A 13,454-nucleotide genomic window follows, 5' to 3' on the forward strand; every position below is an offset into this window, starting at 1 on the left:
GTGAGGATACAAAAGAGGACGACGTGATGAGACTAGGTGACGCGCGGTTCGAACTGGAGCTCGACGAACAATCGGCGCTCGACGTGCTCTCGGCATTGGCCGGCGGCGTCGATCTGGCTCCGGGCGGCGCGGTGCCGGACGACGGCGATCCCCGTATTTTCCGCGCGGTGCACGGCTTTCTCTTCACCTGCGGGCCGGATCACATCCGTCACCCCGAGCCCGTCGCCGCCATGGACGGGACACTGTTTCCGCTCCATGGCTCCCTGAGCGGCAACGGGGCCGTCATCACCGGCAGGCGGGTCGACGAGGCCGGCCAATCGGTCGAAGCGCGAATCAAGGTGACGCTCGCGGATGGAGGCGTCGCCGAAATCCAGAGGCTTTGGCATTTCGACGCCGCATCCGGCGCCTTCACGCTCGAAGACACGGTGCAGAATATCGGCGCGTCGCCGTTTCCGCCGATGATGATGTATCACATGAATGTCGGCGCGCGGTTGTTCGACGACGCCACCGGCTTTTCGGGCGCGTCCTTTCCGGACGGCCGCATCGGCTGGCGCTTCGGGGATGGCGAGGGCGCAGTCGTCTGTTCGCCGGCCGAGGCCGATGACGACGGCAAGGCGCATGTGTCGCTCGGCCCGATCGGCGGCGCCGGCGGCGGCCGGCTCGACGTGTGGTTCGACGCGGACGCCATGCCGCATCTGCAGATGTGGCGCAACGAGGCCGGCCATTGCAGCGTCATCGGAATCGAACCCGCCAGCCATCCCTTGGAGAAACGCGTCCAACTCGAGGCCGGCGGCCTGATGCCCGTGCTGCATCCCGGCGACGCGCGGCATTTTCGGCTGGGATTTCGTTTCGTGTGATCGAGGACGGCGCGGAAAGCGGTTTTCCCGCCGCCTGCGATGGAGTAGGGACATTCCACAAGCCCGAGGAAAGGATGAACCATGCAGATTCGCCAGTTGACCGAGGAATATTCCGTCTCGCCGCAGATCTCGCTCGAAGACGTGCAAACGCTCAAGGACATGGGCTACAAGTCCATCGTCTGCCATCGTCCGGACGATGAAGATCCGGGCCAGCCCGACTTCGGCGACATTGCCGCAAAGGCCGCCGAACTCGGTCTCGAAACCGCCCATATTCCTGTCGTGGGACAGATTCCCGCCGAGGCCGTGCGCGCCATGGTTGACGTCCTCGACGAATTGCCGAAGCCCATGCTCGGCTATTGCCGGTCCGGAAATCGCTCGACCGTCATCTATCAGCAGACATTGCATCTGCGCTGATTGCGTTGCGGGAGGCGGATCGAACCGCGTTCCCGCATCGGATGTCACGTTCATGAATTAACTTTTTAAGCGATCCGTTTACGCAAATCAGAGACATCGCCAGGTTGTTTTCGGGATTCACCCCTGATTTTCGGGGTTTTTCGCTTAACCCTTATTTAAGGGCGTCGTGATCCAATTAACGGAATTTCGGCGGAGAAGGGCTCTGCTCGACGTTGGTGGGGTGCATTGTGAAAATATCCGGAAAAATTTACAGTCTTGTCGGCGTCATGTGCGCGACATCTCTGGTGATCGGCTGCGTATCGCTGTTCGCGATTTCCAGATATGACGAGAAGTTGCACGACTACAAGAATGTGTCTGAACGCGCCTATTACGGCGAGCGCCTGAACCGCTATGTCACGGCCGTCGTCATGGAAGCCCGCGGCATCTATCATGCGCCCTCCACCGAGAAAGCCAAGAAGTTCGCCGACGGGCTGATGGACAATCTCGCCGAGATGGACCGCGTTCTCGCCAAATGGGCTCCGCTCGTTCCGGAAGCGCAGAAAACCCAGTTCGAAGCGCTCGCGGCGAAATCCGCCGAGTTCCGCCAGTTCCGCGCCGAAACCGCGCGTTTGGGGGCCGGGGTCGATCCGAAGGAGGCCGACGCACAGGGCAACAACGAGGCCAACCGCGAAAACCGCAAGGCGTTCCAGAAGCAGATCGACGCCATCGTCGAAACCGATCAGGCGGAGTTGTCGGCGATCGACCAGTCGATCACCAGCTTCAAGACCTGGATCTTTACGATCGTGATGGCCACCGGCGCGCTCGGCATCCTGGCCGGCGCCGGTCTCGGTTTCTACATCGCCCGTTTCCACCTGAGCGCGCCGATCAAGCGCATCACCGACACGATCCGCGCCGTCGCCAACAATAATTTCGAGATCGCCGTTCCCTTCCTCGGCCACAAGGACGAGATCGGCGAAATGGCCCAGGCCGTCGGCGTGTTCAAGGAGAACGGCCGCGCCGTCGTCCAGCTCAACAGCCTCGAAGCGGCGCGCCGCGCCCGCAACGACGAACTGCAGGCCCGGATGTCCGAGGTCGTGGCCGCCGCCGCCGCAGGCGATTTCAGCCGCCGCATCGACAAGGACTTCGGCGACGCCAATCTGAACGCCGTCGCCAACAATGTCGACCTGCTGCTCGCCGGCGTCGACGCGGGCATCACAGAAATGCGCGCCGTGATGGCCAATCTCGCCGAGGGCGTGCTCACCCGCTCGATGAACGGCCGCTACAACGGCGCCTTCGCCGAGTTGCAGGGCAACGTCAACGGCACCATGGAGAGCCTCAAGCGCACCATTCGCGAAGTGCTGGCGACATCGGACTCGATCAACGGCAACATCAACGAACTGGGCTCTTCGACCAACGACCTGTCGCGCCGCACAGAGCAGCAGGCCGCAGCTCTGCAGGAGACCTCGACGGCGCTCAAGGAAATCACCGGCGTCGTCCGCACCGCCACAGACAGGGCCCAGGAAGCCGCCAGCATGGTGACACAGGCCAAGGACAACGCCGCCCGCGCCGGCCAGGTCGTGGGACAGGCGATCGACGCCATGGGCCGCATCGAGCAGGCTTCGCAGGAAATCAGCCAGATCATCAACGTGATCGACGAGATCGCCTTCCAGACCAACCTGCTCGCGCTGAACGCCGGCGTGGAAGCCGCCCGCGCCGGGGAAGCCGGCAAGGGCTTCGCCGTCGTCGCCCAGGAAGTGCGCGAACTCGCCCAGCGTTCGGCCAACGCCGCCAAGGATATCAAGGCGCTCATCACCAAATCCGGCGACGAGGTGCAGACCGGCGTGCAGCTGGTTCAGGCGACCGGATCGGCCCTGACCGAAATCGAACAACGCGTCTATTCGATCAACAGCCACATCCATTCGATCGCCCATTCCGCCAGCGAGCAGGCCACCAGCCTGCATGAGATCAACCAGGCGGTGAACCAGATCGACAACGTGACCCAGCAGAACGCCGCGATGGTGGAGGAGACCTCCGCCGCCACGATGAAGCTGGCGAGCGAAGCCGATCGCCTGGTCGAACTGATCAGCCGCTTCCAGTTGGAGGACCGGTCGGGCGCGCAGCGTCGCTACGCCGCCTGAGCCTGGACCCCCAAACGTTTATCCGAAGGCCGGCGCGAGCCGGCCTTCGTCGTTTCACGATTTCGACCGGACGAAACTTGTCCTCTGTCAAAAACTTGGATAAGAGACGGTCATCCACAAGGACCCGGTGAAAATCCGGGTGGCTCTTCTGGCCGCCGATCCGCCAGACAACACAGCAACGCAACCTATTTCTGGGCCCGATCCTGTCGGCCCGTTGCCTTCAACTGTGGTTTTTTCCCTTATGCAACCGACTTTTTCTCGTTACCGCCACGAGTGGTTCCACAATATTCGCGGCGACATCCTTTCCGGCGTCGTCGTCGCGCTCGCCCTCATTCCAGAAGCGATCGGCTTTTCGGTGATCGCCGGCGTCGATCCCAAGGTCGGCCTCTACGCGTCCTTCGCCATCGCCTGCGTCGCGGCCATTGTCGGCGGTCGGCCCGGCATGGTCTCGGCGGCGACGGCGGCCACCGCGGTGGTCATGGTGTCGTTGGTCAAGGAGCATGGCCTGCAATATCTGTTCGCCGCGACTATCCTGATGGGCGTGATCCAGATCCTCGCCGGCTTCCTCAAGCTCGGACGGGTCATGCGCTTCGTGTCGCGTTCGGTGATCACGGGCTTCGTCAATGCGCTGGCCATCCTGATCTTCATGGCGCAGTTGCCAGAACTGAACGGCGTGCCGCCGCTCACCTATGTGATGATCGCGGCCGGTCTCGCCATCATCTACCTCTTTCCCTATGTCACCAAAGCCGTGCCGTCGCCGCTGGTGGCGATCGCCGCGCTGACGCTGGCGGCTTGGTGGACGGGAATGGACTTGCGCACGGTCGGCGATCTCGGCGAACTGCCTTCGGCGCTGCCGTCATTCGTTCTCCCCGATGTGCCGCTGACCTTCGAGACGCTGAAGATCATCTTTCCCTATTCGGTGACGCTCGCCGCCGTCGGCCTCTTGGAATCACTGCTGACGGCGCAGATCGTCGACGACATGACCGACACGCCCAGCAACAAGAGCCAGGAATGCCTGGGCCAGGGGGCCGGCAACATCGCGTCGGCGCTGATCGGCGGCATGGGCGGCTGCGCGATGATCGGCCAGTCCGTCATCAACGTCTCCTCGGGAGGACGGGGGCGCCTGTCGACCTTCGTCGCCGGCGCTTTTCTGCTGGTGCTCATCGTGGCGCTCGACGATCTCGTGCGGATCATACCGATGGCGGCGCTGGTGGCGGTGATGATCATGGTGTCGATCGGCACTTTTTCGTGGCGGTCGATCCTCGACCTCCGCCGCAATCCGCTGCCGTCGTCGGTGGTGATGTTGGCGACCGTGGTCACCGTGGTCGGCACGCACGACCTCGCCAAGGGCGTGCTGGTCGGCGTTCTCCTGTCGGGCGTCTTTTTCGCCGGCAAGGTGGCGCGCCTGTTCCGGGTGACGCGTCTGGCGGGCGCGACGGAAGGCGACGTGATCTATCAGGTCGAAGGGCAGATTTTCTTCGCGTCCGCCGAAAGCTTTATTGCCGCATTTGACTTCACGGAGGAGGCGCAGAGGGTGGTCATCGATGTCACGCAGGCGCATCTCTGGGATATCACGGCGGTGGGGGCCCTGGACAAGGTGGTGATCAAGTTCCGCAAAGCGGGCGTCGACGTCGAGATCCTCGGTTTCAACGCCGCGAGCGCCGACATGGTCGATCGCTTCGCGCTGCATGACAAGTCCGAAAGGGAGGCTGCGAGCGCGGCGCTTCACTGAGGCGCGGCGACAGCCCCTTTTCCTTCTCGCGCCGTGCGCCTAGTATGGGCGGGCGGCGCGCTTCGTTTGGGCGTCGCCTGCCGCAGCAATCGGAGGAGACTATGCGCGTGAGACAATTTGCCGTTTCGAGTCTGATTGCTCTGGCCGCCGCCTTTCTGACGACAGGTTATGCGCATGCCGCCGACGACTGCCACGACTATCCGCGCGCCGGCATCGACTGGCGCGATTGCAACAAGCGCAATCTCATGCTGCCCGGCGGCGAGTTGCGCGGCGCCAATCTCACCAATGTCGATTTTTCCGGCACCGATCTCGGCGGATCCGATCTCGTCTCGGCGATTTTCGAGAAGGCGACGCTGGTGCGGGCCAATCTCGCCGGCTCCACGGCGTCCGGGGCGCGTTTCGCCCGCGTCGAGGCCTACCGCACCGATTTCAGCGAGATCGATGCGCCCGGCGCGATCTTCCGCAGCGGCGAATTGCAGCGGTCGAATTTTCATGCCGCGGTGCTGACCGACGTGGATTTCACCAAAGCGGATATGGGCCGATCGCAATTCGACAAGGCCGACGTGAGCGGCAGCCGCTTTGCGCTCGCAAATCTCGCCCGCGCCGATTTTCGCGGCGCGCAGTTTTCCAAGCCGGCGGATTTCGACCGCGCCTTTTTCTTCCTCACCCGCATCGAGGGCGTGGATCTGTCCGCCGCCACGGGCCTCAACCAGTGGCAGATCGACATGGCCTGCGGCGACAAGGACACCAAATTGCCGCAGGGCCTGAAGCCGTCGAAAGGCTGGCCCTGCAAGTTTGAGGACGATTGACGCGGCGCGCCCAAACCCGAAAAGCCGGACGCGCGCTGCTTGTTTTGGTCCTCAGCCTTTGGCCGCCTCGCGGATCTGGCTCAGCGTGCGGGTGGGCGTGATGGCTTCCGGATCGAGAATGACCTCGATGATGGCGGGCTTGCCGCTGGCGCGCGCCCTCAGATAGGCGTCGGCGAAATCGGCCGTCTTCGTGACCTTCTCGCCATGGCCGCCGAAGGCGCGAGCATAGTCGGAGAAATCCGGATTTGTGAGCCCGGTGGCCGAGACGCGGCCCGGATATTCCCGCTCCTGATGCATGCGGATCGTGCCGTAGATGCCGTTGTTCACCAGCACCACGATGATGGGCAGGTTGTAGCGCACTGCGGTGGCGAACTCCTGGCCATGCATCATGAAGCAGCCGTCGCCGGCGAAACACACGACTTCGCGCTCGGGGAAGGCGGCTTTGGCGGCCACGGCGGCGGGCAGGCCGTAGCCCATCGAGCCCGAGGCCGGCGCGGCCTGGGTGGCGTAAGCCTGGAACCGATGGAAGCGGTGCAGCCAGGTGGCGTAGTTGCCGGCGCCGTTGGTCATGATCGCCGTCTTCGGCAGATTGCCTTCGAGCCAGGTCATGATCGGGCCCATGGCGACCTCGCCGGGGCCCTGTTCGGGCGGCGTGGACCAGGCGAGATAGTCGGCGCGCATCGCCTTGGTCCGCTCCGACCAGGCCACGGGCGCGCCCGGCGTCATGCCCGCAAGCGCTTCGACAAAGCTCGAAGGATCGGCGTTGATCGCGACGTCGGGACGATAGACGCGGCCGAGTTCCGAGGAGTCGGGATGAATGTGCACGAGCGACTGGCGCGGATAGGGAATATCGACCAGCGTATAGCCCGACGACGGCATTTCCGAGAAACGACCGCCGAGCATGATCAGCAGATCGGCGTTCTTCACCGCGTCGCCGAGCTTCGGATTGACGCCGATGCCGACATCGCCGGCGTAATTCGGATGCGCGTGATCGAACAGCATCTGGCGGCGGAAGGACACGGTGACCGGCAGATCCCAGGCCTCGGCGAAGGACTGGAAGGCGGCGACCGACGCTTCGCTCCAGCGCGTGCCGCCGAGAATGACCAGCGGGCGTTCGGCCTTTTCGAGCCGGGCCTTGAGATCGGCGATCTGGCTCGGCGCGGGGTGGGTGGGAACCGGCTGATAGGGGCGGGCGTCCGTCGTTTCGACGAGATCGGTCAACATGTCCTCGGGCAGCGACAGCACCACCGGGCCGGGGCGCCCTGAAGTGGCCACCGCAAAGGCGCGTGTGACGAATTCCGGGATACGGCGTGCGTCGTCTATCTCGCCGACCCATTTGGCGAATTCGGTGAAGGCGCGGCGATATTCCACTTCCTGGAAGGCTTCGCGCTCGCGGGCGTCGCGCTGCACCTGACCGATGAACAGGATCATGGGCACGGAATCCTGCCGGGCCACATGCAGGCCGGCCGCAGCGTTGGTGGCGCCGGGGCCGCGGGTGACCATGCAGACGCCGGGCTCTCCGGTAAGCCGGCCCCAGCAATCCGCCATCATCGCCGCGCCGCCTTCCTGGCGGCACACCATCACGTCGATATCGGTGTCATGCAGCGCGTCCAGCACCGCCAGATAGCTCTCGCCCGGCACGCAGGCGAGGCGCTTGACGCCATTGGCGACGAGCGCCTCCACGATCAGTTGGCCGCCGGTCTTCTTGGTCATCGCGCACACTCTTCGTCAGCTTCAAGGGAAGCCGAGAAGGCGCGCGCGACGCCGTCAATGGTTGCTGCGCTCCTGCTCGGCCAGGATGCGCTTCTGATAGCGGCCCTGAATGATTTCGACAATGATCAAAGTCACCAGCACGAAGTAGAATGTCGACTTCGCCATCGGCTCGATCGCATAGCCGAAGAAGGAGAGGTGGGCGAGATGGCCGCCTTCGGACATCAGCATGTAGCCGACCAGCAGCAGCACGAAGAGGCCGAGCACCTCATACATCCGATTCTTCTTGAGGAAGTTCGACACCGTATTGGCCATCACCACCATCAACACGCCCGAGACGACGATGGCGGCTGCCATGACGATGAAATTATGCGTCAGCGCCACGGCCGACAGCACCGTGTCGAAGGAGAAGACGATGTTCATGATCAGGATCATGGTCAGCGCCGAGGCGACGCTGCGGCGCGCGGCGCGCACCGCATTGTCTTCCGCATGCGGCGCGCCGATCATGTGAAAAATCTCCTTGATCGCCGTGTAGATGAGAAAGACGCCGCCGAACAGAACGATCAGCGAATGGCCGCTGACGGCGGCGGTGAAGAAACTCGTATGCGCCTCCCAGAGCGGCGCCTGGAACATGTCGATCAGCTTCAGGACCACGAAGAGAAGCACGATCCGCAGGCCGATGGCCAGGATGATGCCGGTGCGACGAACATAGGCCTCGCGGGCGGGATCGACCTTCTTCGCCTCGATCGAGATATAAAGAAGATTGTCGAAACCGAGCACGGTCTCGAGCGCGGTCAGGATCAGGAAGGTGATCAGGCTTTCGAAGGTGAAGAGGTTTTCGAACATCGGCAAGGGGTCCCCATCGGCCATTTTGTCGCGGCCATTGATACTGGTCCGGCTCGCGAAGGCAAGGCGCGGCGGGAAGGAAAAGACTATGGGGCGGTATCGGTTCCCGGCTGATTTGCGGAAATTACCGCGTCCAGCCAGGCGACGAAATTGCGCATGGCTTCGTCCCGTCCAATCTCGTTCAACGTCTCGTGCCGCATGTTTCGATAAACGACCGTGGTCAGGCGGTTTGCGCCGCTCTTTCTCAGGCGGTTTTCCAGCCAGATCATGTCGGCTCCCCGAGCCGTCGCCGGATCTTCGCCGCCGCCGACCAGATAGACCGGCAGATCTGGCGGAAGACGCGCGAGGCGGCTCGGATCACCACCGCCCTGCCGCGACAGCGTCATCAGATCGAGCCAGAGCGACACCGACGCCGCAAAGCCGCATCGGGGATCGGCGACATAGGCGTCGACCTCGGCGGCGTCATGGCTCAGCCAGTCGAAATCGGTGCGGGCGTCGGGAATGCTCTTCGCCCAGGCGTCGAAGGTCGCCTTGGGGCCGATCATGCTCGGCACGTCGGAGCCCTTGAAGAAGCGCTCGGCCTTGATCGCCAGCGTGCCCAGCGCTCCGGCGGCGCCGGGATTGAGCTTGCTGTTGAAGACGGCGAGGGCGGCGTAGTCGCGTGGGCGCTCCTGCACGGCATTCATGGCGATCATGCCGCCCATGGAATGTCCGAACAAGGCGACCGGCAGACCCGGATGCCGCTCGGCCACCAGCGCCCTGATCGCGGCGACGTCGTCCAGCACCTTGGCTGCGCCGTCTTTTGCCGCGAACCGTCCGAGCGGCGCATCGGGCGCGGTGGTCGAACCGTGGCCGCGATGGTCATGGGCGTAGACGTGATAGCCGCGCGCCGCGAGGAAGGCGGCGAACCGACCATAGCGCCCGGCATGCTCGGCCAGGCCGTGGCAGATCATCACCACTGCGCGCGCGCACCCGTCCGCCATGCGGCTGCGCAATGCGATTTCGGCGCCTGCGCGCGCGATCATTTCCGCCGTTTCGAATGCCATGATCTGTTCTCCGGACGGTTGCTGCGCCGATCGCGCCTCAGCTCTAACCTGCCGCGAAAAAAATCCAATCCGAGTCAAACCGTTATCGGTTGCATTTTGTAAGTCTCGATTTTCTGGATTGTAAAATCTAAAGATGTATTCATTATGTTCTCTTAGTGTTCACATGGACTTTAGGAAACCGTTATGTGCGGGCGCAAAATAACTTCAACGATCGCTAATATATTGATGCTTTTTCTTTCGCTCATCGCAAGTTCGCTCCTGGCGGCGGAAACAGAGGCGCCGGACCGGACGGTGATGGCGCTGGGTCTATCCTGGCATCCCGCTTTCTGCGAAGGGCAGCGCAAGCGGCCGGAATGCGCCGATGGCGCGGCGGACGGGCTGTCAGCGAGGCAATTTTCTCTCCACGGTCTCTGGGTGCTGCGCAAGACCTATTGCGGCGCGACCGAGGCTCTGAAGACCGCTGACAAGGCCGGCGACTGGTTGAAGATGCCCGCGCTGGCGCTCGATCCGCTACTGGCACGGGATCTGGCTGCGGCCATGCCGGGCGTCGCCTCCGGCCTCGACCGCCATGAATGGGTCAAGCACGGACTGTGCTCGGGCGGCCTCGCCGACGACTACTTCCGACGCGCGCTCGGCCTGACCGCCGAGGTCAACCGCTCGGCGGTGGGCGCGCTGTTCGTCGGCAATATCGGCAAGACGCTGGACGAGGCGCAGATCAAATCGGCTTTCGACCAGGCCTTCGGCGCGGGCAGCGGCGACAAGGTGAAGATGCGTTGCCGCAAGGATGGAGGCCGCCGACTGATCTCCGGCCTGTCGATCGGGCTCGGCGCCGAAAAAGACGGCGAGAAAGGCCTGGGACTGGCGGCGCTGCTCGCCCGCGCCAAGCCGACCAAGTTCGGTTGCCCGTCCGGAATCGTCGACGCGGCCGGCCTGCAATAGGCTGTGCGCCGAGCCGGCCTCGGCTGGGGGCGATGGCAAAACGGCGTTGCCCCTGAACGGGAATTGCCCTACATAGCCCGCAATTCCCGAATTCCGTTCATCGAGGTTATGGCATGGCGCGTCAATTCATCTATCACATGTCGGGGCTGACAAAGGCCTACGGCGCCAAGAAGGTGCTGGAGAATGTTCATCTCTCCTTCTATCCGGACGCCAAGATCGGCATCCTCGGCCCCAACGGCGCCGGTAAATCGACGATCCTGCGGATCATGGCGGGTCTCGACAAGGAGTTCACCGGCGAAGCCTGGATCGCCGACGGCGCCACCATCGGCTATCTGCCGCAGGAGCCGCAGCTCGACCCCAACAAGACGGCGCTCGAAAACGTGATGGAAGGCGTGGCCAAGAAGACGGCCATCCTCGAACGCTACAACGAGCTGATGATGAACTATTCCGACGAGACGGCCGACGAAGGCGCGGCGCTTCAGGACATCATCGACGCGCAGAATCTCTGGGATCTGGAACAGCAGGTCGAGATGGCGATGGACGCTTTGCGTTGCCCGCCGGGCGACGCCGACGTCACCAATCTGTCGGGCGGCGAACGCCGACGCATCGCGCTCTGCAAGCTGCTGCTGTCGCAGCCCGATCTCTTGCTGCTCGATGAGCCGACCAACCATCTGGACGCCGAGACGATCGCCTGGCTTGAAAAGCACCTGCGCCAATATCCGGGCGCCGTGCTGATGATCACCCACGACCGCTACTTCCTCGACAATGTCACGGGTTGGATTCTCGAGCTCGATCGCGGCCGTTCGATCCCCTATGAAGGCAATTATTCCGCCTATCTGCAGGCCAAGGCGAAGCGCATGCTGCAGGAAAATCGGGAGGAAGCATCTCGCCAGAAGGCGATCGCGCGCGAGCAGGAATGGATTTCGTCGAGCCCCAAGGCGCGCCAGGCCAAGTCCAAGGCGCGTATCCGCTCCTATGACGAACTGGTCGACGCGGCGGAAAATCAGCGTCCCGGCGACGCCCAGATCATCATCCCGGTCGGCGAACGCCTGGGCCAGGTGGTCATCGAAATGGAAGGCGTCTCCAAAGGCTATGGCGATCGCCTGCTGATCGACGGCCTGTCGCTGAAGCTGCCGCCCGGCGGCATCGTCGGCGTGATCGGCCCGAACGGCGCCGGCAAGACGACGCTGTTCCGCATGATCACCGGCCAGGAGCAGCCGGATACCGGTTCGATCCGCATCGGCGAGACGGTGCATCTCGGCTATGTCGACCAGAGCCGCGACGCGCTGGACGGCAACAAGACCGTCTGGGAGGAGATCTCCGGCGGGGCAGAAGTCATCAAGCTCGGCAAGCACGAAATGAATTCGCGCGCTTATTGCTCGACCTTCAATTTCCGCGGCGGCGACCAGCAGCAGAAGGTCGGCAATCTCTCGGGCGGCCAGCGCAATCGCGTCCATCTCGCCAAGATGTTGAAGTCCGGCGGCAACGTGCTGCTGCTCGACGAACCGACCAACGACCTCGACACCGAAACGCTGGCGGCGCTGGAAATTGCGCTGGAAAACTTCGCCGGCTGCGCGGTGATCATCAGCCACGATCGCATGTTCCTCGACCGCCTGGCCACCCATATCCTGGCGTTCGAAGGCGACAGCCATGTCGAATGGTTCGAAGGCAATTTCGAAGACTACGAGCAGGACAAGGTGCGCCGCCTCGGCGCGGACGCGCTCAATCCGAGCCGCGTCACCTATAAGCGCCTGACGCGCTGAGACGCTTCCTCGAGACGCTTCGGAAACCCCGGCCCGCGCCGGGGTTTCTTTTGTGCGGTTATCGGAATTTGACAGGCGTCAGGTCCTAGAGCCGCGATCGTTTCGAATGTGACGGAAAGTTTTCTCCGCGCGCCGTTTGATTTCCGCTTGCGCCATCAATGAAAACATATAAAGATATGTTTATGTCTTGATTGGGTGTTGCATGGCTAATGATCGCGGCTTCTCGCTGAACAGTTTGGTGGAAATTCTCAAGGCCTCGGCCGAGCCGACGCGGCTGCGTCTGCTGGTGCTGCTGTCTTCGGGCGATCTCACCGTCAGCGATCTTACCGAAATTCTCGGCCAGTCGCAGCCCCGCATCTCGCGTCATCTGAAGCTTCTCGCCGAGGCGGGACTGATCGAGCGTTACCAGGAAGGCGCCTGGGCCTGGTTTCGGCTGCTCCGCGACGGCGAGAGCGCCGCTCTCACCCGCAAGATCATCGAAAGCGCCTCCGTCGCCGACGCCGTCATCACCCGTGATCAGGCGCGTCTGGTGCAGGTGCGCGCCAGCCGCGCCGAGAAGGCCAGCGAATATTTCAGCCAGAACGCCGAGGGTTGGGATCAGCTCCGCAAGCTGCATGTCGCCGAGGCGAAAGTGGAGGCGGCGCTGCGCGCCATGGTGGGCGCGCGCCCGGTGGACGCCTTTCTCGACCTCGGCACTGGCACCGGCCGGCTGCTGCAGCTGTTCGAGGGCATCTATCGCAGTGCGACCGGCGTCGACGCCAGCCGCGAAATGCTCGCCGTGGCCCGGGCCAATCTCGAAAAGGCAGGGCTCGCCAAGGCGACGATCCGGTTGGGCGACATTTTCAATCTGCCGCTCGAAAGCGAGACCTACGATCTCGTCTCGATCCATCAGGTGCTGCACTTCCTCGAAAATCCCGAACTGGCGCTGGCGGAGGCCGCCCGAATGCTCAGGCCGGGGGGCGGCTCGTCGTGGTCGACTTCGCCCCTCACGGCCTCGACAGTCTCCGCAGCGACCATCACCACGCCCGCCTCGGTTTCTCGCATCAGCAGATGTCCGATTGGCTCGAAGAGATTGGCCTCGATATCGTCGAGGTCAAGGACCTGACCCCGGAAACGGCGGGCGAGGCGTTGACCGTGACCATATGGCTTGCCCGCGACCGCCGCATTGAAATCGCCGCCGACAGCGCGCCTGCGTTTTCGGCCACGAGCAGGAGATGCTGA

10 protein-coding genes, 1 pseudogene and 1 other annotated feature are annotated in these 13,454 nt (G+C 63.4%); of the genes and pseudogenes, 8 read left to right on the forward strand and 3 right to left on the reverse strand.

What is annotated here, in order from left to right:
* The first annotated feature begins 26 nt into the window (after positions 1-26).
* From H2O14_RS19515 to H2O14_RS19535, 5 genes are all read left to right on the forward strand, one after another.
* Complete coding sequence (locus H2O14_RS19515; protein ID WP_182828957.1) at positions 27-857, forward strand: DUF4432 family protein; 831 nt, start codon at positions 27-29, stop codon at positions 855-857.
* 81 nt (positions 858-938) lie between these two features.
* Positions 939-1,271, forward strand: coding sequence for a TIGR01244 family sulfur transferase (locus H2O14_RS19520; protein ID WP_182828958.1), 333 nt, complete (start codon positions 939-941; stop codon positions 1,269-1,271).
* A 266-nt stretch (positions 1,272-1,537) separates the two neighbouring features.
* On the forward strand, positions 1,538-3,388 hold the full coding sequence (locus H2O14_RS19525; protein WP_210275478.1) for a methyl-accepting chemotaxis protein: 1,851 nt from the start codon (positions 1,538-1,540) through the stop codon (positions 3,386-3,388).
* Positions 3,389-3,505: 117 nt separating this feature from the next.
* Positions 3,506-3,561, forward strand: a sequence feature (sul1 is cis-regulatory element that is thought to sense ions involved in sulfur or methionine metabolism; They are found in Alphaproteobacteria).
* 68 nt (positions 3,562-3,629) lie between these two features.
* Complete coding sequence (locus H2O14_RS19530; protein ID WP_182828960.1) at positions 3,630-5,120, forward strand: SulP family inorganic anion transporter; 1,491 nt, start codon at positions 3,630-3,632, stop codon at positions 5,118-5,120.
* 101 nt (positions 5,121-5,221) lie between these two features.
* Positions 5,222-5,929, forward strand: coding sequence for a pentapeptide repeat-containing protein (locus H2O14_RS19535; RefSeq protein WP_182828961.1), 708 nt, complete (start codon positions 5,222-5,224; stop codon positions 5,927-5,929).
* Between the two features lie 51 nt (positions 5,930-5,980).
* Here the strand turns inward: H2O14_RS19535 and H2O14_RS19540 are convergent, their stop codons facing one another.
* From H2O14_RS19540 to H2O14_RS19550, 3 genes are all read right to left on the reverse strand, one after another.
* Positions 5,981-7,642 (reverse strand): thiamine pyrophosphate-binding protein, encoded by a 1,662-nt coding sequence (locus tag H2O14_RS19540; protein WP_182828962.1) that lies wholly within the window; start codon positions 7,640-7,642, stop codon positions 5,981-5,983.
* Positions 7,643-7,696: 54 nt separating this feature from the next.
* A complete protein-coding gene (locus H2O14_RS19545) occupies positions 7,697-8,509 on the reverse strand; it encodes a TerC family protein (protein ID WP_246697454.1) in 813 nt (270 codons plus the stop codon).
* A gap of 62 nt (positions 8,510-8,571) precedes the next feature.
* Positions 8,572-9,531 (reverse strand): alpha/beta fold hydrolase, encoded by a 960-nt coding sequence (locus H2O14_RS19550; protein WP_246697455.1) that lies wholly within the window; start codon positions 9,529-9,531, stop codon positions 8,572-8,574.
* A gap of 225 nt (positions 9,532-9,756) precedes the next feature.
* On the opposite strand from H2O14_RS19550, the gene H2O14_RS19555 reads away from it, so the two are divergent.
* The 3 genes and pseudogenes from H2O14_RS19555 to H2O14_RS19565 all read left to right on the forward strand — a co-directional run bounded on the left by H2O14_RS19555 (position 9,757) and on the right by H2O14_RS19565 (position 13,454).
* Positions 9,757-10,470 (forward strand): ribonuclease T2 family protein, encoded by a 714-nt coding sequence (locus H2O14_RS19555; RefSeq protein ID WP_246697456.1) that lies wholly within the window; start codon positions 9,757-9,759, stop codon positions 10,468-10,470.
* Positions 10,471-10,583: 113 nt separating this feature from the next.
* Entirely contained in the window at positions 10,584-12,233 is a 1,650-nt protein-coding gene (ettA, locus tag H2O14_RS19560; RefSeq protein WP_182828963.1) for an energy-dependent translational throttle protein EttA, read from the forward strand.
* Between the two features lie 202 nt (positions 12,234-12,435).
* Positions 12,436-13,454: pseudogene (locus tag H2O14_RS19565) on the forward strand (ArsR/SmtB family transcription factor).

It is taken from the genome of Rhizobium sp. G21 (assembly GCF_014158035.1).
Taxonomy (GTDB): domain Bacteria; phylum Pseudomonadota; class Alphaproteobacteria; order Rhizobiales; family Rhizobiaceae; genus Rhizobium_E.